This window comes from Rhodococcus sp. 1R11 (assembly GCF_004563845.1).
In the GTDB taxonomy this organism is placed as follows: Bacteria; Actinomycetota; Actinomycetes; order Mycobacteriales; family Mycobacteriaceae; genus Rhodococcoides.
Map to the genome: position 1 here is coordinate 1 of NZ_SPNG01000005.1, position 22,519 is coordinate 22,519.

Annotated in this window: 23 protein-coding genes and 1 pseudogene; 11 read left to right on the forward strand and 13 right to left on the reverse strand. The window is 65.0% G+C overall.

Annotated features, from left to right (window positions below; translation table 11 throughout):
• Window positions 1–137, reverse strand: a 137-nt coding sequence (locus E4P29_RS26590; RefSeq protein WP_348539764.1) for a CoA-transferase, incomplete at its 3' end; no start/stop codon positions are given.
• Between E4P29_RS26590 and E4P29_RS10010 the strand changes: the two are divergent.
• Window positions 120–452: pseudogene (locus E4P29_RS10010) on the forward strand (CoA-transferase); the annotation flags it as partial. The gene E4P29_RS26590 and the pseudogene E4P29_RS10010 overlap by 18 nt on opposite strands.
• Window positions 453–548: 96 nt before the next feature.
• Here E4P29_RS10010 and E4P29_RS10015 read toward each other — a convergent pair.
• Entirely contained in the window at window positions 549–1,397 is an 849-nt protein-coding gene (locus tag E4P29_RS10015; RefSeq protein WP_048316651.1) for an aldo/keto reductase, read from the reverse strand.
• 54 nt (window positions 1,398–1,451) lie between these two features.
• Between E4P29_RS10015 and E4P29_RS10020 the strand changes: the two genes are divergently transcribed.
• The 5 genes from E4P29_RS10020 to E4P29_RS10040 all read left to right on the forward strand — a co-directional run bounded on the left by E4P29_RS10020 (window position 1,452) and on the right by E4P29_RS10040 (window position 6,337).
• Window positions 1,452–3,125 carry a phospholipase D-like domain-containing protein gene (locus tag E4P29_RS10020; RefSeq protein WP_135044296.1) on the forward strand — a complete coding sequence of 558 codons (1,674 nt, stop codon included), beginning with the start codon at window positions 1,452–1,454 and terminating at the stop codon, window positions 3,123–3,125.
• 57 nt (window positions 3,126–3,182) lie between these two features.
• The gene (locus tag E4P29_RS10025; RefSeq protein ID WP_135044298.1) at window positions 3,183–4,136 is read left to right on the forward strand and encodes a PfkB family carbohydrate kinase; all 954 of its coding nucleotides are present in this window, start codon (window positions 3,183–3,185) and stop codon (window positions 4,134–4,136) included.
• Window positions 4,133–4,882 (forward strand): 5'/3'-nucleotidase SurE, encoded by a 750-nt coding sequence (locus E4P29_RS10030; RefSeq protein ID WP_135044300.1) that lies wholly within the window; start codon window positions 4,133–4,135, stop codon window positions 4,880–4,882. The genes E4P29_RS10025 and E4P29_RS10030 overlap by 4 nt, the downstream gene beginning before the upstream one ends.
• Window positions 4,883–4,972: 90 nt before the next feature.
• Entirely contained in the window at window positions 4,973–6,046 is a 1,074-nt protein-coding gene (locus tag E4P29_RS10035) for a M4 family metallopeptidase (protein ID WP_135044302.1), read from the forward strand.
• A 9-nt stretch (window positions 6,047–6,055) separates the two neighbouring features.
• The gene (locus E4P29_RS10040) at window positions 6,056–6,337 is read left to right on the forward strand and encodes a protealysin inhibitor emfourin (protein ID WP_209205365.1); all 282 of its coding nucleotides are present in this window, start codon (window positions 6,056–6,058) and stop codon (window positions 6,335–6,337) included.
• Window positions 6,338–6,360: 23 nt separating this feature from the next.
• On the opposite strand, the gene E4P29_RS10045 is transcribed toward E4P29_RS10040, so the two are convergent.
• Genes E4P29_RS10045 through E4P29_RS10055 form a run of 3 tightly spaced genes read right to left on the reverse strand, consistent with a single transcriptional unit; the run spans window position 6,361 to window position 9,439 of the window.
• Window positions 6,361–7,020 carry an NAD(P)-binding domain-containing protein gene (locus tag E4P29_RS10045; RefSeq protein WP_135044303.1) on the reverse strand — a complete coding sequence of 220 codons (660 nt, stop codon included), beginning with the start codon at window positions 7,018–7,020 and terminating at the stop codon, window positions 6,361–6,363.
• Between the two features lie 37 nt (window positions 7,021–7,057).
• Window positions 7,058–8,548, reverse strand: a complete 1,491-nt coding sequence (locus tag E4P29_RS10050) for an NAD(P)/FAD-dependent oxidoreductase (RefSeq protein WP_135044305.1) — start codon at window positions 8,546–8,548, stop codon at window positions 7,058–7,060.
• A gap of 24 nt (window positions 8,549–8,572) precedes the next feature.
• Entirely contained in the window at window positions 8,573–9,439 is an 867-nt protein-coding gene (locus E4P29_RS10055; protein WP_135044307.1) for an SDR family oxidoreductase, read from the reverse strand.
• Between the two features lie 72 nt (window positions 9,440–9,511).
• On the opposite strand from E4P29_RS10055, the gene E4P29_RS10060 reads away from it, so the two are divergent.
• Window positions 9,512–10,156, forward strand: coding sequence for a TetR/AcrR family transcriptional regulator (locus tag E4P29_RS10060; protein WP_135044309.1), 645 nt, complete (start codon window positions 9,512–9,514; stop codon window positions 10,154–10,156).
• Window positions 10,157–10,163: 7 nt separating this feature from the next.
• On the opposite strand, the gene E4P29_RS10065 is transcribed toward E4P29_RS10060, so the two are convergent.
• Window positions 10,164–11,165, reverse strand: a complete 1,002-nt coding sequence (locus E4P29_RS10065) for a DMT family transporter (protein WP_135044311.1) — start codon at window positions 11,163–11,165, stop codon at window positions 10,164–10,166.
• Between the two features lie 39 nt (window positions 11,166–11,204).
• Between E4P29_RS10065 and E4P29_RS10070 the strand changes: the two genes are divergently transcribed.
• Window positions 11,205–11,738 carry a CGNR zinc finger domain-containing protein gene (locus tag E4P29_RS10070; RefSeq protein ID WP_135044313.1) on the forward strand — a complete coding sequence of 178 codons (534 nt, stop codon included), beginning with the start codon at window positions 11,205–11,207 and terminating at the stop codon, window positions 11,736–11,738.
• A gap of 118 nt (window positions 11,739–11,856) precedes the next feature.
• Complete coding sequence (locus E4P29_RS10075; protein ID WP_135044315.1) at window positions 11,857–12,117, forward strand: hypothetical protein; 261 nt, start codon at window positions 11,857–11,859, stop codon at window positions 12,115–12,117.
• Between the two features lie 28 nt (window positions 12,118–12,145).
• On the opposite strand, the gene E4P29_RS10080 is transcribed toward E4P29_RS10075, so the two are convergent.
• From E4P29_RS10080 to E4P29_RS10100, 5 genes are all read right to left on the reverse strand, one after another.
• Window positions 12,146–13,255 carry a hypothetical protein gene (locus E4P29_RS10080; RefSeq protein WP_135044317.1) on the reverse strand — a complete coding sequence of 370 codons (1,110 nt, stop codon included), beginning with the start codon at window positions 13,253–13,255 and terminating at the stop codon, window positions 12,146–12,148.
• Window positions 13,252–14,607 carry a hypothetical protein gene (locus E4P29_RS10085; protein WP_245154253.1) on the reverse strand — a complete coding sequence of 452 codons (1,356 nt, stop codon included), beginning with the start codon at window positions 14,605–14,607 and terminating at the stop codon, window positions 13,252–13,254. Before E4P29_RS10085 ends, E4P29_RS10080 begins: the two co-directional genes overlap by 4 nt.
• A 49-nt stretch (window positions 14,608–14,656) precedes the next feature.
• The gene (locus tag E4P29_RS10090) at window positions 14,657–15,892 is read right to left on the reverse strand and encodes an AGE family epimerase/isomerase (RefSeq protein ID WP_135044319.1); all 1,236 of its coding nucleotides are present in this window, start codon (window positions 15,890–15,892) and stop codon (window positions 14,657–14,659) included.
• Window positions 15,893–15,931: 39 nt separating this feature from the next.
• The gene (locus E4P29_RS10095) at window positions 15,932–16,489 is read right to left on the reverse strand and encodes a dihydrofolate reductase family protein (RefSeq protein WP_135044321.1); all 558 of its coding nucleotides are present in this window, start codon (window positions 16,487–16,489) and stop codon (window positions 15,932–15,934) included.
• A 75-nt stretch (window positions 16,490–16,564) separates the two neighbouring features.
• Window positions 16,565–16,975, reverse strand: a complete 411-nt coding sequence (locus E4P29_RS10100; protein ID WP_135044324.1) for a RidA family protein — start codon at window positions 16,973–16,975, stop codon at window positions 16,565–16,567.
• 79 nt (window positions 16,976–17,054) lie between these two features.
• Between E4P29_RS10100 and E4P29_RS10105 the strand changes: the two genes are divergently transcribed.
• Window positions 17,055–17,423 (forward strand): helix-turn-helix domain-containing protein, encoded by a 369-nt coding sequence (locus tag E4P29_RS10105; protein ID WP_135044326.1) that lies wholly within the window; start codon window positions 17,055–17,057, stop codon window positions 17,421–17,423.
• Window positions 17,424–17,427: 4 nt separating this feature from the next.
• Here the strand turns inward: E4P29_RS10105 and E4P29_RS10110 are convergent, their stop codons facing one another.
• Together E4P29_RS10110 and E4P29_RS10115 are read right to left on the reverse strand one after the other, a co-directional pair.
• Window positions 17,428–18,519 carry a spore photoproduct lyase family protein gene (locus tag E4P29_RS10110; protein ID WP_135044328.1) on the reverse strand — a complete coding sequence of 364 codons (1,092 nt, stop codon included), beginning with the start codon at window positions 18,517–18,519 and terminating at the stop codon, window positions 17,428–17,430.
• Window positions 18,520–18,611: 92 nt separating this feature from the next.
• Entirely contained in the window at window positions 18,612–21,098 is a 2,487-nt protein-coding gene (locus tag E4P29_RS10115) for an EAL domain-containing protein (protein ID WP_135044330.1), read from the reverse strand.
• 297 nt (window positions 21,099–21,395) lie between these two features.
• On the opposite strand from E4P29_RS10115, the gene E4P29_RS10120 reads away from it, so the two are divergent.
• Window positions 21,396–22,493, forward strand: a complete 1,098-nt coding sequence (locus E4P29_RS10120; RefSeq protein ID WP_135044332.1) for a DNA alkylation repair protein — start codon at window positions 21,396–21,398, stop codon at window positions 22,491–22,493.
• Window positions 22,494–22,519: the final 26 nt, after the last annotated feature.

Genomic DNA, 22,519 nt, shown 5'->3' on the forward strand with positions numbered 1-22,519 from the left:
GCAGTGTCGATGTGTCCGCCTCGGATCATGCCGAAGCTCAGCGACGAATCGAAGTACGAAGCACCGGGATTGACGGTGACGGTCTCTTTCCCGGCATTGATGAGGTTGGCGTCGACCTCGTCCTCGGCGGCATGCAGGTCTCAAGTAACGGCGACCTCGCCAACTGGATGGTCCCGGGCAAGATGGTCAAGGGCATGGGCGGGGCGATGGACCTCGTACACGGGGCTCGGCGCGTCATCGTGGTCATGGAACACACCGACCGGGACGGCAATCCGAAGATCCTCGACGCGTGCACCCTGCCACTGACCGGCCAGGGCGTCGTCGACCGCATCATCACCAACCTGGCCGTCATCGACGTCGTCGGCGACGGCACGCTCGCCCTCGCGGAACTCGCACCCGGCGTGACCACCGAACAGGTCATAGCCGCCACCGGATCGGCCCTGAAGGTCTGAAGCACTGAAACACTGAAGGACCGAGACACCGAAGAGCACCCGAACAACACTGTGGGCCCGAACGTCCGAAGACGTTCGGGCCCACAGCTGTACGTTCTAGTCCGGAATCATGTCGAACGTGTCCGGGTTCGGACCGTTCCGACCCTCCTCGCCCTTGTCGAGTGCGGTGATCGCGTCGACGTCGGCCGAGCTCAGCTCGAAGTCGAAGATGTCGAAGTTGGCCTTCACTCGCTCCGGCGTCACCGACTTCGGGAAGATGATGTTGCCACGCTGAATGTGCCAGCGGAGCACCACCTGAGCGACGGATTTGCCTGCGGCGTCGGCGATTCGCTTCAGTTCCGCGTCGTCGAGGACATTGCCCTGAGCGATCGGCGACCACGCCTCGGTGGGGATGGCATGTTCGCGGCCGTAGGCCCACACGTCGTGATTGACGAAGTACGGGTGCACCTCGATCTGGTTCACCGCGGGGACCGTCTCGGTCTCCTCGGCGAGGCGATCGAGGTGCGCGGGCTGGAAGTTCGAGACGCCGATGTTGCGGGCCCGGCCGTCGGCGGCGAACTCCTCCAACGTCTTCCACGTGGAGACGAAGTCGCCGTCGTAACGGGTGGGCAGCGGCCAGTGGATGAGGAAGAGATCGACGTAGTCGGTCCCGAGGTCGCTGAGCGTCTTGTCGAATGCCGAGCGCGCGTCGTCGGGCCGGTGGAAACCGTTGTTGAGCTTGCTGGTGACGAACACCGATTCGCGGTCGATGCCAGAGTTGCGAATGCCCTCGCCGACCTGCTTCTCGTTGCCGTACATCTGCGCGGTGTCGATGTGTCGGTAGCCGATCTCGAGCGCCGTTTCGACGGCCTTCGCGGTCTTGTCGGCGTCGATCTGGAAGACGCCGAAACCGAGCTGGGGAATCTGCTTGCCGTTTCTGAGCGTGACGTTGGGTACCTGAGTCATATCGCCGGGGTGCCCGCCCACTCTCGCCTTCAAACCGGGTGAAATGATGCGTGCGTGATAGTGCAGCGCATCCGGCGCGTCGTCGACGGAGTTGCCGAGAAATTCGGCCGGTCCACCTCCGCGCTGATTGCCCCCGAGCGCGACTTCGACCCGGCGCACCCGTGGTTTCTCACCGCGCCCGAGCGAGGCAACGACGACACCCGCATCTCGGCCTGGACCGAGGGCAACCGCGTCGAGAACCTGGTACACGGCAAGACCTACTTCGCCGCACTCGCACGGGCCCTCGAGCAGACCGAGCGCGACGATCTGGTGCTCTTCACCGATTGGCGCGGGGACCCTGAGCAGCTCCTCACCGACGACGGCGTGACCGTCGAAGATGCCCTGGCCGCCGTCGCACACCGCGGTGGCGTCGTCAAGGGCATGGTGTGGCGCTCCCACATGGAGACCCTCGGTTTCACCGGTCCGAAGAACCGCAAGCTCGCACTGCGGCTGGAGGAGGCAGGCGGTGAGGTCATTCTGGACCAGCGCGTGCTCGTGACCGGAAGCCACCATCAGAAGTTCGTGGTCGTGCGGTACGGCAGGAAAGATCTGCCCGACGTCGCGTTCGTGGGCGGTATCGATCTGGCCCGTGCTCGACGCGACGACGCCGATCACTTCGGCGATCCTGTCTCACGCCCGTTCCCGCCCGAGTACGGCGAGATCCCGGCGTGGCACGACGTGCAGGTGCAGATCGAGGGACCCGCAGTCCGGGATGTGGAGGACGTCTTCCGCGAACGCTGGGAGGATCCCGCGGCGCTCTCGCGCCTACCGTGGCACGCCATACCCGACTTCCTGCGCGGAGTCACGCGCGAACCGTCGGAACTGCCACCCGCCGCTGCAGCCCCGGAGCCGCAGGGCACGTGCTCGGTTCAGCTGCTGCGTACCTACCCGCGTCGACGACCCGCTTACCCCTTCGCGACGAGAGGCGAGCGCAGCGCTGCCCGCGCCTACGCCAAGGCCCTCGATCGGGCGACCGAGCTGATCTACATCGAAGACCAATATCTGTGGTCCGTCGACGTCGCTCGCGTATTCGCCGCCGCACTGCGCCGCAAGCCGAACCTGCGGCTGGTGGTGGTGGTCCCCAAGCACCTCGACGACGACAGCAACTTGACCATTCCCTCTGCGCTGCTGGGACATTCGGCGGCGCTCGGCGTCATCCGGGCGGCCGGCGGTGATCGCGTACTGGTACTCGACATCGAGAACGACCGTGGCATACCGGTATACGTGCACTCGAAGGTCTGCATCATCGACGACGTGTGGACCGCGGTGGGGTCGGACAACTTCAATCGCCGCTCTTGGACTCACGATTCGGAGCTGACCGCGGCCATTGTCGACGAGCAGCGCGACGACCGTGCACCGCTGGACCCAGCAGGCCTCGGCGACGGCGCCAGAACCCACGCCCGCAATCTTCGGCTCGAACTGATCCGCGAACACCTCGGACGAGCCGACGGCGACGACGCCGACCTCGTCGATCCGCAGCAGTTCTTCGACGTGGTCTCGGCGAGCGCGAGCGCCCTGGACAACTGGCACCGCAACCCGTCCGCGAAGTCTCGACCCGTCGGCCGACTGCGAATGCACGAGATCACGGTGCCGCCCGTCTGGCAGCAGCGACTTGCCGCACTCGCCTACCGACTGTTCGTCGACCCCGACGGCCGCCCTATCGGAATGCGCCTGCGTCGTCGATTCTGAGTCCACATTTTCGAGCTGCAGCTGTTTCGGACCTGACATATCGGGCATTCGCCAACGATGTCCACCTCCTCTCGCGCACCCAGCGCGCTCGTCTTCGCGCCGTCCCCACTGCTGACGGTGACCCTCGACGCCGCCCCGAACGGCAGTACCGAACTGCACGTACACGCGGGAGGTCAGGGTCACTGGATCGCCAGGATGGCGTCGGTGCTGGGGCTCGATGTCACTCTGGCCGGGGTTTTCGGCGGCGAGATCGGTGCCGTATTGCGGGGCATCGTCGAGAGCGAGGGCATCTCCGTCGTCTCCGTCGACATCGGCCAGGAAAGTGGCTCCTACGTGCACGATCGCCGCAGCGGAGAGCGCGAGGTGCTGGCCACGGTCGATCCGCCGCCGCTGGCCAGGCACGCGCTCGACGATCTGTTCGGCGCAGCTTTGGCCACCGGTGCCCGCAGTGACGTGGCAATTCTCGGTGGTCCGCACGCCGACGACATCGTGCCGCCGGAGGTCTACCAGCGGCTGTGTGCCGACCTGCGCGCACTGAAAGTCCCGGTGGTCGCCGATCTGTCGGGACCCACCATGCTGGCCGCCCTCGCCGGCGGTCTCACAGTTCTCAAGGTCAGCCACGAGGATCTGATCGCCGACGGCGGAGCCGAGTCCGAGGACCCGAAGCACCTGATCGATGCCATGCGAAAGATGCACGACGACGGTGCCGAGGCGGTCGTGATCTCCCGAGCGGGAGACCCCGCCCTGGCGTTGGTCGACGGGGACGTGCTGGAGATCGTCACCCCGGGTCTACAGATGGTCGACCACCACGGCGCAGGCGATTCGATGAGCGCCGGCATTGCCGCCGGAATCGCTCAGGGGATGTCGATGCCGGAGGCGCTCCGCCTGGGCGGCGGCGCGGGCACCGCCAACGTCACCCGTCGCGGACTCGGTAGCGGCCGAAAAGACCTGGTTCTCGGACTCACCGAATCCGTCGACGTGCGTCCGTACGGCAAGGCGGGCAAGAAATGAAGGCGCTGATCACCAACGACGACGGTGTGGACAGCGCAGGCATCGCGCTGCTGGCGCGGGTCGCGCTCGACGCCGGACTCGACGTCGTGGTGGCCGCACCCCACGAGGAACGCAGCGGTGCCAGTGCATCGTTGACGGGAATGGGCGTCGACGATCACCTGGGTATCGAGCGAACCGAGATCGAGGGGCTGCGCGGTGTCGAGGTGTACGCCGTGCAGGCCTCGCCCGCCCTCATCGCGTTCGTCGCCACTCGAGGTGCCTTCGGCGACCCACCCGACATGGTCCTCTCAGGCATCAATCACGGCCCCAATACCGGTGCAGCCGTTCTGCATTCGGGGACGGTAGGCGCGGCGTTGACAGCCCTGACGCATGGGGTTCCCGCCATGGCGCTGTCGTCCCTCGCCACTCGGCCGTCGCACTGGGACACCGCCGAACACGTCGCGCATCTGGCGGTGACATGGATGATCTCGCACCTGACCGTCGATGCGGTCGTGAACGTCAACATTCCCGACGTGCCACGGTCGGATTTCGCCGGCATCGTTCCGGCCTCACTCGCTCGCTACGGCGCGGTGCAGGCCGAAATAGGCGATCGCGGAGAGGATTTCGTTACCGTCCGATTCGACGAGATCCACGCCGAGGACGACGACTCCGACGCCTCCCTGCTGGCTCGGAACTGGGCGACCGTCACCGCGCTGCGTCCCCCGAGCGAGGTGGACAGTATCGATCTGTCGACGCTGCGTGAGTGAGCTCGGTGCGGTGGACCCGAATGTGTCGGTGCCCTCGGGCACACTGGGAACCATCACCGCACATGCCACGGACCTAGGGGGTCACCGCACATGACGACAGATACCGATTCCGGATCGTTCCGCAGGCTCCACTCGCATGGCGTAGTTCCGCCGTTTCTGCTCGAGCGTCTGCAGGGAGCGGGTGCCCGCGCGACTCTGCTGGCCGACCGCGAGATGCGGGCGGGCCGAGAGGTCGTCCAGGCACGGACCGCCCTCGCACCACGGACCGGAGGCACCCTCGAACGCACCATCTCCGACGCGAAAGCGACCCGCGACCTCCCGGGTCAGCAGGTTCGCGCCGAGGGTGAGGATCCCACCGGCGATGCTGCGACCGACGAGGCATACGACGGCCTCGGTGCCACGTACGCCTTCTTCGACGAGGTGTACGGCTACTCGAGCCTCGACGGCAGCGGCCTGCCACTCGATGCGACGGTGCACTACGGCCGGGACTACGACAACGCGTTCTGGGACGGTTCTCGCATGGTGTTCGGCGACGGCGACGGCGAAGTATTCGCGCGCTTCACCGTCTCCCTGGGCGTCATCGCGCACGAGCTCGCACACGGTTTCACGCAGTACACCACTCCGCTCGAATACAAGGACCAGGCCGGCGCACTGAACGAGTCGATCTCCGACGTCTTCGGCGCACTCGTCGAGCAGTACACCGCGAAGCAGAACGCCGAGGACGCATCGTGGTTGATCGGCGAAGGCCTGTTCCTGCCCGCAGTGCAGGGCAAGGCGCTGCGCTCGCTCCTCGAGCCCGGCACCGCGTACGACGACGATGTACTCGGTAAAGATCCGCAGCCTGCGAGCATGGACGACTTCGTCGTCACCACCGAGGACGACGGCGGTGTGCACATCAATTCGGGCATTCCCAACCGCGCGTTCGCGGTCGCCGCAACCACGTTGGGAGGCCCGGCGTGGGATCGCGTCGGGCAGGTCTGGTTCGACACGATGACCGTCGGGGGCCTTGCACCGACGGTCGACTTCGCCGGTTTCTCCGCGGCGACGCTGCTCGCCGCACAGAAGCGATTCGGTGCCGATTCCGACGTCGCACGGGCCGTGGCCACCGGTTGGTCTACCGTGGGAGTTCAGTCAACACGGGAGCCGAGCGACGATCGGGTGTGATCGAGGGGCATGAGCCTGCGCATCGAGGTACTGCGAACCGGCGGGATCGCCGGGATGTCCAAGCGCGGAGTGGTCGAGACCGACGAGCCGGAATGGCAGTCGCTGGTCGAGGCTGCGCGCCCGTACCTCGCTGAGCCGCCCTCACCCGAGCCGGCCGAATCGCAGGCCCGCGACACCTTCGTGTGGAACGTGTCGGTGGGCGAGCAATCGTGCCGTGTCGGCGATTCGGCCCTGACCGGACCCCTACGCGACCTCGCGGAGCGCACACTCCGCGAGGGTCGCGTCAGGTAGTTCAGCAGCTCGAACAGAACCGCTCAGGCCTTCCATTCCGCGGAGCGTTCCGCGGACGCCTCGGCCAACGCCTTCACGGTGTCGTCGACGCCGAAGTCCTTGCCGTACACCGGGGTTCCCGGCTGCTGACGCCAGGACTCGGCGAGGGAACCGGCATCGACAGGATCGAAGCCGAGCTCGTCGATAACCGAGAACACCAACTTCTTCGACTCCGCGTCGTCCCCGGCGATCGGCAGTGCGATGCGCTTGTCGGCTCCGGCAGGAACACCCTTCTCGAGCAGGTGCTTGTACCAAATTCCGTTGAACGCCTTGATCACCGGCTCACCGAGCTGCTGCGACACCCATACGCTTTCGGGTGTGCCGCCTTCGATGTCTTCGATCAATCCGTCGCGCTGCTGCGGATAGTAGTTGTTCGTCTCGATGATCGGCGCACCGGGCTTGCGCGCGCCGGCGATACCGGCGGCGAGGTCGGGCACGTTCTTCTGCGGGATGCTGAGGATGACAAGGTCCGCATCCTGCGCCGCGTCCGCTGCCCACACTGCCGTCGCTCCGGTCTCCGACGCCAGCTCCGCCAGAGTCTCCGGGTCGCGTGAGTTCGAGAACCGAACCTCGTGACCGAGCGCCGTCAACCGACGCACGAGCGTTCCGCCGATGAATCCACTTCCGATGATGCCAATTTTCATGTCCGGAACAAACGATCGGAGACTGGATCTATTCCCGTCAGGAACCGACCGCGACCTTCGATCGAGGCCGCCCGAACTTCATCGCCTTGTCCACGAGCTTGCCGTACCGCAGAACCGGCAGGTCGCGGAAGTAGTTCATCCGCAGCTTCCACGGGGTTTCGCTGCCCTGCCTCGGGAAGTTGTCCACGGCCCGCAGCACGTAGCCGGCGGCGAAATCGAGGAACGGCTCTTCGTCCACGGAGGGATCGCGTTCGAGCTCGACGGTGCTGTACCCGTTCTCGTCCATGTGGGCGAGCAGGCGCATGACGTAGTTCGAGACCATGTCGGCCTTGAGCGTCCACGACGCGTTGGTGTACCCGACAACGAAAGCGAAGTTGGGGATTCCGGTGAGCATCATGCCCTTGTACGCCATGGTGCTGGGCAGATCCACACCCCTACCGTCGACGCGGAAGGTTGCGCCGCCGAGTGCGGACAGGTTCAATCCCGTTGCGGTGACGACGATATCGGCGTCGAGGTGTTGACCGGACTTCAACTTCAGGCCGGTCTCGGTGAAGCTGTCGATGTGATCGGTGACGATCGAGACCTCGTCCTTGCGGATCGAGCGGAACAGATCGTTGTCGGGCACCAGGCACAGGCGCTGATCCCAGGGGTTGTACGACGGGGTGAAATGGGTGTCGAGGTCGTATCCCTTCGGCAGCCATCCCTCCTGCATCTTCCGGATCCGCTTCTTCATGAATTCCGGGTACTTCTGGCTCAGCGTGAAGATCAACATGGCCATCGACACGTTCTTGAGCCGAGTCACGCTGTACGCCAACTTCTTCGGCAGACGCTTCCGCAGTGTCTGCGCAATCGGATCCTTGGAGGGGAGCGAGAGGATGTAGCTCGGCGAGCGCTGCAGCAGCGTCACGTGCTCGGCCTCACGAGCGAGGTTGGGAGCCAACGTGATCGCCGTTGCACCGCTGCCGATGACGACGATCTTCTTGCCCGCGTAATCCAGATCCTCGGGCCAGTGCTGGGGGTGGATCACCTGCCCACCGAAGTTCTCCTGACCGACGAACTCCGGGCTGAAACCCTTGTCGTAGTTGTAGTAACCACTGCAGGAGAACACGAACGACGCGGTGATCGTGACGGTCTCGTTGGTGTCGCTACGCTGCGCCGTGACCGTCCAGAACTGCTGCTCGGACGACCATTCGAGGGCGACGACCTTGTGGTGGTATCGAATGTGCTTGTCCACACCCGCTTCTCGCGCGGTTTCGACGATGTAGTTGCGGATGTCGGAACCGTCGGCGATGGACTTCTCCCCCATCCACGGCTTGAAGCTGTACCCCAGGGTGTACATGTCGGAATCGGAGCGAATACCGGGGTAGCGGAACAGATCCCACGTGCCACCGATCGCCCCGCGGCTTTCGAGGATGGTGTACGTCTTGCCCGGCAGATCGTGCCCGAGGTGACGCGCGGCCCCGATCCCGGACAGGCCGGCACCGATGATGAGGACATCGACCTCGGGGGTGGTCAGTACGGCAGTCATGTCAACGATTCCTTCGGGTGGGGGTCAGCGGGTCTTGTTGCGTGCGCTCTCGGACCTACCGAGGCGCGCTACTTCTTCGTCCATCTTGGGCAGAATCGTCGGCACGTGCGCCAACATGCTGCGATCGCCGACGCGCGAGGTGATGACGGCCTTGAACCAGGACGCCGCCCCCACCCACCGCGGTACGTAGACGCGACGCTTGCGCTTGGCCAGGCCGTCGACGAACGCGTCCACGCACTGCTCGACGGTCATCGTCTTCCCGAGGGGGCCGGGCAGGACAGCGAGCAAGTCCTGGAATGCCGTGAGATCGGATTTGGCGTCCTGCACCATCGGGGTATCGATCCACGCCATGTGCGCGGAGCCGACATCGACTCCGCGATAGTTGACCTCCAGCCGCAATGCGTTCGCAAAGTGTTCTGCCGCAGCCTTGCTCGCGTTGTACGCGGCCAAGCCGGGGCACGGAGTGAACGCGGCCAGCGAGGAGACGACGAGGATGTAGCCGTTGCGTTCGATCAATGACGGCAACGCAGCGCGGACGGTGTTGAACACGCCCATCACGTTGATGTCCATGACGCGCTGGAACGTGGCCGGGTCCACCTGCAGGATCGATCCGTAGCTGGCGATTCCCGCATTGGCGAGCACCAGATCGACGCCTCCGTAGGCCGCGATACCGCCGTCGACGGCGCGCTGCATGTCGTCCAGATTCCGGACGTCGGCGACGAACGCCTCGGCCTTCAACTGCGTCGCCACCTCGCGCAGCGGGGCCTCGTCGACGTCGACGAGTATCAACTTGGCTCCTCGACCTGCCAGCGCACGTGCGGTCTCGGCACCGATTCCGCGTGCCGCGCCAGTGATCAGAACGACCTTGTTCCGGAGCGTCGATGACGCCATGTCTCCCCCTCGATCGAGATGTATTCCTGCGAACACTTTGCATCTGATACCGAGCGGTGTCAAGATCTGTCTGTGACTACCCATCACAGTGAAGTCGGCCGCACCTATCGAGGTGCCGATCCGCAGCAGCGGCAGCAGGAGCGTCGGATCCGCCTGCTCGATGCAGCCGTCGAAGTATTCGGCACCACCGGTTACCGAACGGCGACCGTGGAGAAAGTCTGCAGCGAAGCGGGCCTGACCAAGCGCTACTTCTACGAATCCTTCACCAACAGCGAAGAACTTCTGATGGCCACCTACGCCCGCGCCACCGACGCGATGCGCCAGAGCATCCTCGCCGGAGCGGCCGCGGAGACGGAGTCCAGCGAACAGGTGCTTCGAGGAGCCCTGACCGGCTTCTTCACGTTCATCGCCGAGCAGCCGAAATCCGCTCGTATCGCCTTCGTCGAAATCCTCGGTGTATCCCCCACCGTCGACGCGTTGTACCGCAAGACCACCACCTCGTTCTCGGCAACGGTCCTACAGGTGGCCGATACCGTCGGGTCCAGCCGTGGCCTGGCCGGGCCGAACCGTAAAACGCTGGCGATGGGTCTGGTGGGCGCGGTTCTCACCATTGCTCAGCAATGGCTGCTGTCCCCCGAACGCGAACCTCTCGACTCCGTTATAGCCAGTGCGCACACCATCCTGGCCGCCGTCGTGTTCGGACGCGTCGACGGCTGAGCAGTTGTCATGCTCTGCTCTGCAGCGGCTCCACCGGTTCGTCCGAGGTGACGCGTTCACCGGATTTGACGACCACGACGCCGAGCAGAATCAGTGCGCCACCGGCCAATTGGATCGGCCCCGGAGCCTGGCCGAGTAACAGCCACGCAAACACAAGCGCTGCAACCACTTCCATCAGACCCATGAACGACGCCAGCCGCGAGCCGAGGCGTCGGCCGGCCGCAATTCCGAGCACGTACGCCAGAGCGGCGGTCACCACACCGAGACCGATGATCGGAACCCACCACGGCACCACGGCATCGACGAACGTGACGTCGGTCAGCGGAGCCGCGAACGGGACGATGCCGACGAGCCCGGCGGCGAGCAGAATGAGTCCACCTGCCAGCAGACCGCCCCCGGCGAGCACGATCGGCGGCAAACCGTTGCTCTCGTCGGCGGAGAGCACCCAGTAGACGGCGGCTCCCGCCATCGCACCGAGCGCCCACAGCACCCCGACGCTGTCGACGTCCGCGCCGGAGATCAGGTCGAGCACGAGCACCAGCCCCATTGCGGCCAACAGCGCACCGACCAGCGTCAGCCGCCCCGGACGCTGCTGGTGCCGAAACCACATCCAGCCGATGACGGCTACGGGCGAGGTGAATTCGATGAGCAGTGCGACACCCACGTCCATTCGGCCGACGGCGTTGAAGAACGCGAGCTGACAGCCGGCCACCGCGAAGGCCCCGTAGGCCACGAGCAGCTTCCAATTCTTGGCCAACATGCCCCAGCGTCCACGCAGCGCGAGAATCGACGGAATCAGCAACACCGCTGCCGCGAGCAGGATGCGCGCCGTCACGGCGGCACCGGCAGTCCAGCCGGCATCGAGCAGGCCCTTGGCCAACGAGCCGGAGAGCCCGAACGATGCCGCTGACAGGAGCGCGAACCCGAGCCCCGAGAGTCGACGCGACCGTGCCGCAGCGTCGTGTGCAGCTGCGCGATCCACCTCCGCGTCATGAGTGTAAGCCGTCATGACATGTGACAGTAGGGAGTGAATTGGTAAGGTGTCAACATGCTTTTTGCTCATGACGCAGAACTGTCGCTTCTGTCCGCCGTGGCATTGGTCAATTCCGCCGAAGACCCGGACACGCTGACCACACGCCAGGAGCTGGCCGAGTTCTTCACCGACCAGGGCTACTCCGGACGGTTCGACGGCGACGACGCCGAGCTCGAGGCGGTGCGGGCACTGCGTCCGACCCTGCGATCACTGCTCACCAGCAGTCGAGACGACGCCGTGGTCGAGGTGAACCGCTTGCTTGCCGAATCCTCGGCCCTGCCCCGACTGGTCCGGCACGACACTCTCGACTGGCACGTCCATGCCGTCGCCGACGACAGTCCGCTGGCAACCCGCATCGTCGTCGAGACCGCGATGGCCATGATCGACGTGATCCGGGCCGACGAGCTCTCCCGTTTCGACGTCTGCGCTGATCCGGACTGTAACGGCCTCGTTCTCGACCTCTCCCGAAACCGCTCTCGCCGGTTCTGCAGCACCACCTGCGGCAACCGGGCGGCAGTTGCCGCGTACCGCGCACGCAAGGCTCAGTAGCACCGCAGGGCTTAGACGACCGGCTTTCGGGTATTCCTCAGAGGAACTTAGCGAGAGGAACATCCCCATGGTCGAGAAAAGGCCTTCGAAAACGAGCTGGGCACGTGCAGTCGAGAACATGCTGGCCGTCATCTTGATCTTCGCCGGAATCGCATCTGCGGGCGGTCTCATCGCGGCTCTGGCGGGCGGCTTCGAGGGATGGGCGATCGTCGCCGGCATCACCGTGGTCGTACTGTTCGCAGCCGCATTTTTCGCCGTTCGCGACGGTGCCCGACGACGCGCGCGGGAAGTCGACACCGTCGTCTACTCCCCCGACAACACCGACCAATTGTTCGACGTGGACCCGAACACCGGCGAGCGCACTCCGCACCGGGATTAGCGCTGCCGCACAGGAGAGCTGATCGGCTTCAACTCGGAACCGATTCGAGACGAACCATCGAATCGGTTCCGAGGAAGAACACCCCCGATCGCGTCTGAGCGATCGAACCCGATTCCGTGAAACCGTCCGGCCTCTTGGGTAAGGGCCACCGCCAGCGCACGTCGTTCGATGCCGTGGTGGCCACGAGCGCGTCCTCCTCGAACGAATAGACGGTGTCACCGACGGAAGTCTCGGTGGCATACGGGTCCCGCAGCTTCCACACTTCCGCGCCGTCCTCCGCGACCGTGGTTGCGTCGGGCAACAATTCGAGCCCCTCGAGCGGAGTGCCGGTTCGTTGATCGAAGAACGTGGCCTCGCCGCCGAGGGTGACGAGACCGCGACCGTCGGACACGTGAATCAACGGGCCCTCCACGCCATCCCAGCCCGCAAACGATGTGATCGGACGCGACCACATCCGGTCGAGGGCATTGATGGAACCCCCGTGCAACACAGATTCACCGTCCTCCGGGTTGCCCTCGAGCACGAAGACAGACGAGCCATCGCTCTCGACGGCGTACGCGAACCACGCTTCGGGCATCGGCGTTCTCCGTGACTCCCCGTCGTCCACTCCTATCCTCACGATCGATGGGACGTCGGAATACGAATCCAGACAGACGATCTCGCTCTGAACGGGAACGCTCGCGCATTCGTCGACTGCACCGGGCGATTTCTTCCACCGGACGCTGCCGTCGTCGGCGTCGAAGGCCGCGAACTCGATCGCATCCACCGAGTAGGAACGCGGATTCGGCAAACCGACGGCCGTGACGAGTACATCGTCTCCGTCGATCACCCCGGTGACGCTCGAATCGAACTGCAGATTTGCAGCCGGAGAACGGAATGCGGCAAAGTTACGTCCATAAACGGCCTCGGCGTCGATCTGCCAGCTGGGCTCGAGCGCGGGCCCAGCCGGTGCCACGGTTGTCTCCGTCTCCTGCGAGAACGTCGGCATCTCGTCGAACGCCGACGTCGTTGCCTCGCCCACCGACGAATCCACGGACACGTCCGCATTCACCAGCACGACCGCAGCAGCGGCGACGGACGCCACTGCAACCACCACCGCGGCGCCGGCGCGGGCTGTGCGTGCCATCGAATCTTTCACAGCCACTCCATGATCGGAGCTTGGGCCACTGCATCCAGTAGGTCCATTGGCAGCGGTTCCGGCCGTGTCGAACGGCCCCCGCCGGGAACGAAATCCGCAGTCGACCGAACCGACACCTGCACGCCGGACGGGCGTGTCAGCGTGACCGACCTCGCCACCCGCATGGTTCCGTCCTCCGCGGTCATGCTGCTCGACAGATCGACGTCGTACGATTCGAGCACCGAACCGTCGGGCAATGTTCGCAGCTCCACAACCGGTTCGTACGCATTCTCCGGATCGTAGGGGTCCCTCGCCACCGGGAGTGCAGCGCCGGAGGATACGGAAATCGACAGCGCTACATCGGAGTTCTCTACGTCGATGTCCGTACAGGCACCCCTGCCCGTGCGATCGGGTATCAGCGACCCGATCGGCCGGTTCAGGACCGGCGCGCCCGGTAGCGCCTGCCAGGTTGTCGTCAACGCCTCGTTCGCTGCGTCCAAGGACTGCTGGTCGATGTCCACCGCGGTCGCCTCCCCTGCGATCGAGACCGAGCAATCCTGACGCGGCGCAGCACTTCCCGCCGGTGCAGGCGAACCGACTCGAAGATCCGGCAGCGCCGCGATTCGGGTCAACTCGGCTGTCTCCAAAGGAAAGTCGGGACCGTCTGTGGTACTGATGTTCGCGGTGACCAGAGTTCCGTCCGGGTGATACGCCGTCGCTCTGCGACTGTTCGTGCGGTCACCGCCGATCTCGTACCAACTGTCGTCGGTATCGACCACCGTCCCGTCGGGCTCGGTGGTGCGGGCGTCGAGAACGCCTGCGACACAAGCCGGAATCCCCGTCGACGACGGTCGAACATCGACGCTGGCAAACGCAGACACCCCCGCACGAGTCAGATCGCCACGGGCGCTGGTGCTGGCCTCGAGACCCTCCGGCGCGTTACCACCGAAATCGTCCACCGGTTGGAAGGTCAACGACTGCGATGGGGCGGCCAACTTCACGGTGACATCCGCGGGAAGGGCGCCCACTAGAGCGTCGGTCATCGCTCCTGCCTTGCTCGCGGTCAGCCACGGGTAGGCAGGGTTGTCGTAGGACGGAGCCTGACTGCCGATGACAGAGATGAGGTGCCCATCCTCGCTGGGCGGGGGCGGCTCGACCTCGGAGCAACCCGGAATGTCGACCGGATACTCGACGGGCTCGGAGACGATGGAGTAGTCACCGTCGCGCGCGGCCTCTCCGGATGACACAGCATTTCCGGGCGACAGTTCACTTTCCGGCGAATGCAGTAATCCGGCCGCGACCACACCGAGCGCCACGACCGTGACGATGACGGATACGTCGATGACGGTGTTGTGTCTGTTCACTCCGGGCACGAGGAAACAATACAGACCCACCGGAAGGTTTCGCGCTGGAACGCGAGGGCTACCGCGTGGCGGCCCGCAGCGCCGCCAACATACTCGAGCTCGGCGCATATCGGCTGATCCAGGTCGCCTGGACCGCGTGATACAGGTCCGGCTTTCCACTCCACACCGTGGCTGCGGGCCTGTTGTCCGCGTCGAGTTCGTGATGCCAGGAGCCGTCGACGAGGTCGACGAAGGAGTCGGCGGCGACCTCCCACCAAGCGCGATAATCGCTGTCGTAGCGGTCTCCTCCCGTCTGACGGCCCAGCGTTGCAGCAGCGGCAATCGCCTCGCACAGCACCCAGTGCAGACGCTCTGTCACTACCGGTCGCCCGGTCCAGTCGGTGGTGTAGACGAAGCCGGGCGATGGGCCGGGTTGCCATCCGTCCTGCGCCGCGCGGTGATACAGGGACGCGGCGGCGGCAACGTAATCGTGGCCACGAGGACTGTCGGCCACGAGACTCGCCTGCACGAGCAGCCGAGCCCACTCGAAACCGTGCCCCACCGTTGCCCCGTAAGGCTTGAACTGGTTCGCGGTGTCGCCGCTGTTGTACTCGAGCATCGGCTGCCATTCGGCAGTGAAATGCTCGGGAATGCGATGCTCGTTCGCCTGCGACCAGCCGATCACGTTGTCGCAGATGCGTACTGCCCTGCTCCGCCACACTTCGGGCGCACCCGCATCGGCCGCCGCCAACAGTGCCTCGACCATGTGCATGTTGGCGTTGATGCCGCGATAGCCGTCGAGCGCAGTCCAGCTCGCATTCCAGGTGTCCGCGCACATGCCGTACTTCTCGTCCCAGAATCGCCGATCCACGACCTCCAGGGCTTCGTCGAGAAGATCCCGTCCATTCGGGTGTCCCGCCGCTGCGGCTGCGGCTGCCGCCAACACCACGAAGGCGTGCGTGTAGGCCGTCTTCGTCGCGTCGTCCGACGAGACATCGGCGCTGGACTCGAACCAACCACCATTAGCGCTGTCCCGCAACGTCGTCAGTAGACCGCCGAACACTCGATCGGCTTTTCTACGAGACCCGGGATACCCCTGCATGGAGGCCAGGAAATGCACGTGCGCCATCCGAGCAGTGATGTATGTCAGAGCCGGATGGCTCAGGTCCGGATGTCCACGGTCGTTCAACCACGCCGCTCCCCCGGCAGGGTGCTCGAGCGAGCTACCGAACCGGAGGAGCCGAGCCGATTCTGTGTCGAGCCACCACTGGTGCGCGGGCAAGGTCCAGCACTGACGACGATCTCCGGATGTCATGAGTTCATTCTGCGCGATCGACCCGGACGAGAGGTCGGCTCAGCGAACCACCCTGTACCTCAAGTACATCCAGCCCGACGTGGGGAAGTGCTTCTGCTCTTCCAACACCAGGTTCAGTCGGTGGCCCACCGGGAAGTACGGCTTTCCTCCACCCAGGATCGTCGGGACGACAATGAGCTCGAACTGGTCGATCGAGTCGAACAACGATGCGGCCAACGACGCGCCGGCGACGGCCAACGTGCCCTCGGTCTCTCGTTTCATTCGCTCCACTTCCGCGACGGCGTCGGCACTACGGACCAGCCGGCAACCGTCGGGCACGGAAGTGAGGGTGTCGGAGAAGACCACCCGAGGAATTGCCTTGTACAGCTCGGCGAACTCGGCTTCGACGGGGTCGCCGGCCGCCCGTTCCGGGTCGGTCCAGTAGTCCTCCATGGCCTCGTACAACCGCCGTCCGAACAGAAAGACGCTCGTCTCCACGGTCTGTCGATTGGAGAACCGATGCGATTCCTCGTCGGGCATCGAGTAGTCGAGGCTGCCGTCGGGATCCTCGATGTAGCCGTCGAGGGAAACATGCAGGTTGTAGGTCAGAATCGCCATGTCACTCCAGAGGTCGGGTGGGTTTGCCGGTATCGACCTCAGCACCGCCGAGAAGTCACCGGCCCATCCGCGGATTCAATCCAGAATCGCGGTTGCTTCCACCTCTACCCGCACGTCCGGTTCGAAGAGGTAATCCACTCCGATCAACGACGCCGGCGGCATGGGAGTCGGCAGCCCGATCTCGTCGGCGACGCGCGTGACGCCGTCCATGAACTCACCGATCAGCTCGGGGGCCCAGTGCGTGACGTAGAACGTCAGCCGCAGAACATCCTCCAATGTTGCTCCCGCACCGGTCAATCCGACCGCGGTATTGCGCAGCGCCTGCGCAACCTGACCGGCGAGGTCGTCGGTATCGATCGCCGACCCGTCCTCGTTTCGGGCGATCTGACCGCTGACGTGGATGTGTCGAGAACCCTGACCCACCGCCACGTGGTGATACGGGGTGGGTTGCATCATGCCGGGCGGGGTGAATCGAGTGACGCTCATGATTGTCCCTTCGTCGCAGAAATTCAGGTATAACGTTGATACCTGGTACACAAAGGACACTTCAAGGGAACCTGGTTTCATGACCGATACCGCCGACGGAACCGCAGAACTCACGATCACTGCCCCGCACCGCGAATTGTTGGATCAGGTGCTGGACAAATGGTCGCTGCAAGTATTGAACGAATTGTGCGAGCGCCCCTGCCGATTCAACGATCTCCGCCGCGCGATTCCTGAGGTGACTCAGAAGTCCCTCACCGCAACGCTGCGGAAGCTCGAACGCAATGGGATCATCGAACGCACGGTTCTGAGCACCCGCCCGGTGGCGGTGGAATACCGAATCACTCCCCTGGGCAAGACACTCCGAGCTCCCGTCGACGTCCTGCTGGCGTGGGCAACCAGGCACATGGACGACATCGAGCGAGCGCGAGACCGATTCGATGCCCTGTGACGGTTCACGTCCAGTACAGCAGCTGTGCGTCGGGCAGAACGTCGCGAAGTTCGTCGACGAACCAGCTGCGCATCTCGGCCATCGTGTCCTTCGGATAGACGTATTTCACGCCGCCGAATTTGCTTCTCTTCGCCGTGCGCGCGCCCTCGTCCATCTCCAGTTTCGTTCCCGGATACCAGCTCAGCAGCACATCTTTGCTCGACGGCGTGAAGCGGTGAGTGATGATTTCGGCGGTCAGATCGAGATTGGGCACATCACGCAACGCGTCGGAGACATTCGCGAGCAATCGGCCGTACTGCTCGCGCCACTGCGGGATCGGCATGATCGGTGCGATCGTCAACCCCACTCGGTAACCGGCCATTGCCAGCTGCCGCAGAGCTTCTATCCGAGCCGGCATACGTGCCGTGCCGCCCTCGAAGCGGTGAGCGATGTCATCTGCGTTGACCGACAGGCGAACTCGCGTTCGGCGGCCGTGGTCGAGCGTCGCCAACTCACGGGCGTCGTCGAACTTGGTGGTGAATCGCAGCGATACGTCGTCCCCGTACACGCCCGCGCCCACTCTGCGAACGGCCTCGGCAAGAGAGCCCGTCACGTGTTCGATCCCCAACGGATCGGTGTAGCAGGACAATTCGAATGTGGTGCCTTCATGCCCGCGCTCGTCCGTACCGGAGGTGATGGAACCGCGGCCTGCGTGAGTGCCGATACCGGCCAACACGTCGTCGAGGTTGGCGAAAACCCTGGTGATCGGCGGACCGGACAACGAGCCGGCGAGATAGCAGTACTGGCAATGCGCCGGGCATCCCTTCGCCAGGTCGATCCGCCAGTCCGCGCTCGGCGGAATCGGTTGCGGTTCGAGCACACTCGGCGGCGCGACCACCACGGCCATCGTCGACTTGGCTCGTGCGTAGGTCTCGCGCTCGGACTCACCACGCAGTCCGGTGAGGCGATCGCCGGACAGGATGTCGATGTCGGCGACGCCTGCGGCTTCGCACCGACGGAGAATCTCCGCGGTGTGCGGAAGCTCGGACGCAGACTTGGTGACCAGGACACGAGAGGGTGTCCAGAGTCGAGTGGGGGCAACCAGAAGATCATCCATTACCCGAGTTCAACGCGTCGCAGCGCGCAAAGCTTCCCGATTGCCGCAGCTCAGGCGAGAAATTTGTCGAGCACGCCCAGCAGTGGTGACGCTCAGGGATTCCAAGTATCCGACGCGATCTCGGCAGGTCTGCCCAGCAGATAGCCCTGTCCCTGAACGGAATCGGGCAGCGCTTCGAGTTGATCGAGAGTTTCGATGCCCTCGACCACGCAGCCCAGTTTCAGATCGCGGGCCAAGTTGATGATTGCTCCGACGATGCTGCTGCTCGTCGCGTCACTGGTCATGCTGGAGGTGAAGGACCGGTCTATCTTCACTGCGCTCACCGGCAGCGTAGCGAGGTATCGCAGGCTCGCGAAGCCCGTTCCGAAGTCGTCGATGGCGATTCCCACACCCAGCGTGCGCAATTCGCCGAGCTGACGCAGGACCGACGAGCCGGAATCGAGCAACACGGACTCGGTGAGTTCGAGAACGAGGCCCGCCGGAGCCATGCGATGCCGCTCGAGGGCTGTTTCCACTGCCGCACGGATGTCGACGTGTTGAGCCTGCCGGGCGCTGAGATTCACGGCCATCGTGACGGGAGACTCGGACGCCGATGAGGGCGGGTTCTCGGATCTCCACCGCACGAGGGTGCCGAGAGCGTCGTCGAGCACGCGCTCACCCAGATCGGAAATGAGCCCCGTGTCCTCGGCCACCGGGATGAATCTGTCGGGTGAAATCGCTGCGCCCTTGCTGTCCCGCAGGCGGGCGAGCGCTTCGAAACTGACGAGTTGTCGACTGCCGAGGTCGTAGACCGGTTGGTAGGCCACACCGAACGTCGCGGCACCACCCCGATCAGGATCGAGCGCGTCCCTCAGGGTCTGTTCGATGTAGGCACGCTCGATCGCGTGCACCCGCAACGCGTCGTCGAACAGTTCGATTCGGTCCTTGCCCAGTTGCTTCGCCCGGTACATCGCGGAGTCCGCATCGCGCAGCGCTTCCTGGGCGCTGACGCCCCGGCGGACCAACACCATCCCGACGCTTGCCGACACCACGTACTCGCGTCCTCCGTACGTGATGGGCGCTGCGAGTACCGTCCGGATTCGTTCGGCGACCTGTGCGGCAAGCGCGCCACCCGCAGGATTGCCTGTTCCGTTCTCCGCAGGCAACGCATCGACGACGAGAACGAACTCGTCGCCGCCGACGCGGGCGATCGAGTCCTCGGCCCGCAGCACCGAGCGTAAGCGGCGAGCGACCTCGACCAGCACGGCGTCCCCGGCCGCATGGCCGCCGGTGTCGTTGATTCGTTTGAACCCGTCCAGATCGCAGAACAGCACCGCCGCGGCAGCGCCGGTGCGCGCCCCCCGCTCGATCGCCGATCCGATTCGCTCCAGCAGCTTCATACGGTTGGGCAGGCCGGTCAACGGATCTTGTAGAGCTGCACGCTCGAGAGCGCGCTCGGCTTCGACAACGTCGGTCACCTCCCGCACCACAGACAGCACCTCCACCGCCGAACCCTCCGGTCCATGTCGGAACGGGGTGGTGCGTCGCGAAAGCCACCTCAGCGAGCCGTCCGCCGCGCGCACCCGGTACCGGATGCTGACGCTCTCCCCCTCCGGCAGCGCGGCGGCCTCCTGATCCGCTGCTCGGACTACACCGAGGTCCTCGGCCACCACCGATTCCACCTCGTCCTGGGGGGCGGCGGTGTCACGGGATGACGCGCGCTGGTCCGGCCCGGTCAACAACGATCCGATGCTGCGTGAGGCCCACTTCACGGTTCCGGTTTCGACATCGGTGACCATGGTGACGTCCGGCGATGCCGTCAGCACCGCATCGCGAAACGCACGGGCCTGCTCGAGCTCGGCCCGGGCCTCACGCTCGGCAGTGACGTCCTCGGACAGGACCATCGCGCCGACGATTCGACCTGTGTCATCGCGCAGGGGTCTGGTCTTGACGGCGAAGATCGAACCCGTTCTGGAACCCACGGTGTCGAAGGACGATTCCTCGCCGTCGATGGCCGCTGTGTAGAACGGCTTCAGCCGGGTGTAGGCGTCCGGCGGCACAGTGTCTTGCAGCAGCTGCCCCTCCATCCGCCGCGGGTCGTATCCTTCCGCCAGCAGTCCGGCACCCTCGACGAGTATGAATCGCAGGTCGCGGTCGACGACCAGCACCGACGTGTGCGGGAGGTTCGCCGCCAGCTGCCGATACCGGGCCTCGCTCGCGTCGTCGAACATCGCCGGTGAGCGGAGCAACGGTCCGTAGAAGCGGCGCATTCCCAGGTAGACGACGCCGGCGAGTGCCGTCGAGGCCGTCACCATCACATCGACGGTCCCGCCCATCGACTCCCGCATCGCGTCCAGGGTTCCAACGCCGGCGGAGTTCCCGAGATGCGATGCGTGAGTGCCGAGCCCGGCCGTCAGATGCCATGCATGGATCAAGTGGTGGGCGGCACACGTCGTGAAGATCGCGGCGGTGGCGACTGCCAGCCGGTTGGCGCGAAACTGCCTGGTTCGCAGCAGACCCCTGACGATGAACAGCACGATCCCGAGATACGCGCCCGCGGTGATCCCGTTGAGAATCACCACCCAGAGCCAGCCGCTCACCGCGATCGCTCATCGGATCGGCACACCGGGCTCACGCGTCGGTTCGAGTCGACGACGAGCACGAAGCGACCCCCCAGGTTCGTAGCGCGTTGCACAAGATGATCGGACCGGAACCGATGTTCACTGCGACGAACACCCGAGTTGACCAGCGTTTCAGCGTATTGTGCTCCGCGAAGGTTATCGCAGTTCTTTTCCTACTGCTGCCAATCAGGCGGCGAAGAATTGGGCGTTGCGTCGGCTGATTCGGACTTACGGTCCGCCGCCGAACGAGCACGAAGAGTCGGGTAAGAAGCTCACATGCCCTTCGCCGATGAACTACTCGGTCCGGACGCAGCCCACACGCTGTTTCGGACCATCCGCACGGCCGCTCCGAACGCGGACCTGTCGTTGCTTCGAGAGTCGTCGGACGGGTTGGGTCCGCTCGCACTCCGAGCCCGCGCCGACCTGCTGCGTGACGCGCTACTGACAGGGCTGCCGGGCGACTACGCCCAGTTCGCTCGGACCATTCGGCTCGCCGCCGCGGATCCCGACTTTCGAGGCTGGTCGGTCTGGCCCGTGACAAGTGCTGTCGCATCGAAGGCCGTCGACGAGCGCACTGCGACCGCGTTCGACGACGGGATGTCCTTGCTCGCCGAGCTCACCGGCCGACTGACCTCCGAATTCGCCCTCCGGACCTTCCTCCGAACCGATCTGGATCGGGCTCTCGCCATCGCGGCCGAGTGGACGCAATCACCGGACGAACACGTACGTCGCCTCGCGTCGGAAGGCACCCGACCGTACTTGCCGTGGTCGGTGAGAGTGCCCGAAATACTTGCGCGCCCCGGCGTCACCGTGCCGATTCTGGACAGGCTGTACCGAGACGACAGCGACTACGTTCGGCGGTCGGTTGCCAACCATCTCAACGACTTCAGCCGAGACATCCCGGATGTCGTCGTCGGGACTGCGGCGCGGTGGCTGGGCGAGCCGGACGCCAACACCGACCGGCTTGCGCGCCATGCGCTTCGGACGGTGATCAAGAAGGGGAACACCGACGCGCTCGCGCTACTGGGTTTCGCCCCGGCCGACCTCGAGGTGACGGGCCCTGCCGTGGACGTGGCCGAACTGCAGATCGGCGAAAGCCTGCAGTTCACCGCGAAAATTCGCAACGTCGGCGTCGAGCCCGCCAAGGTCGCGATCGACTACATCGTGCACCACACCAAAGCGAACGGCGGGGTGACGGGAAAGACGTTCAAGCTGACGACCAAGACGATCGCGCCCGGAGAGCGCATCGAGGTAGCGCGGCAACACTCGTTCAGGACGTTGACCACACGCAAGTACTACCCCGGCCCGCACTCGATCGAGCTCCAGATCAACGGCGTGAGTTACGGTCTCGCGGAGTTCGTGCTCGTCCGCTAGCCGCCGGCTTTGTACCACGCACATGC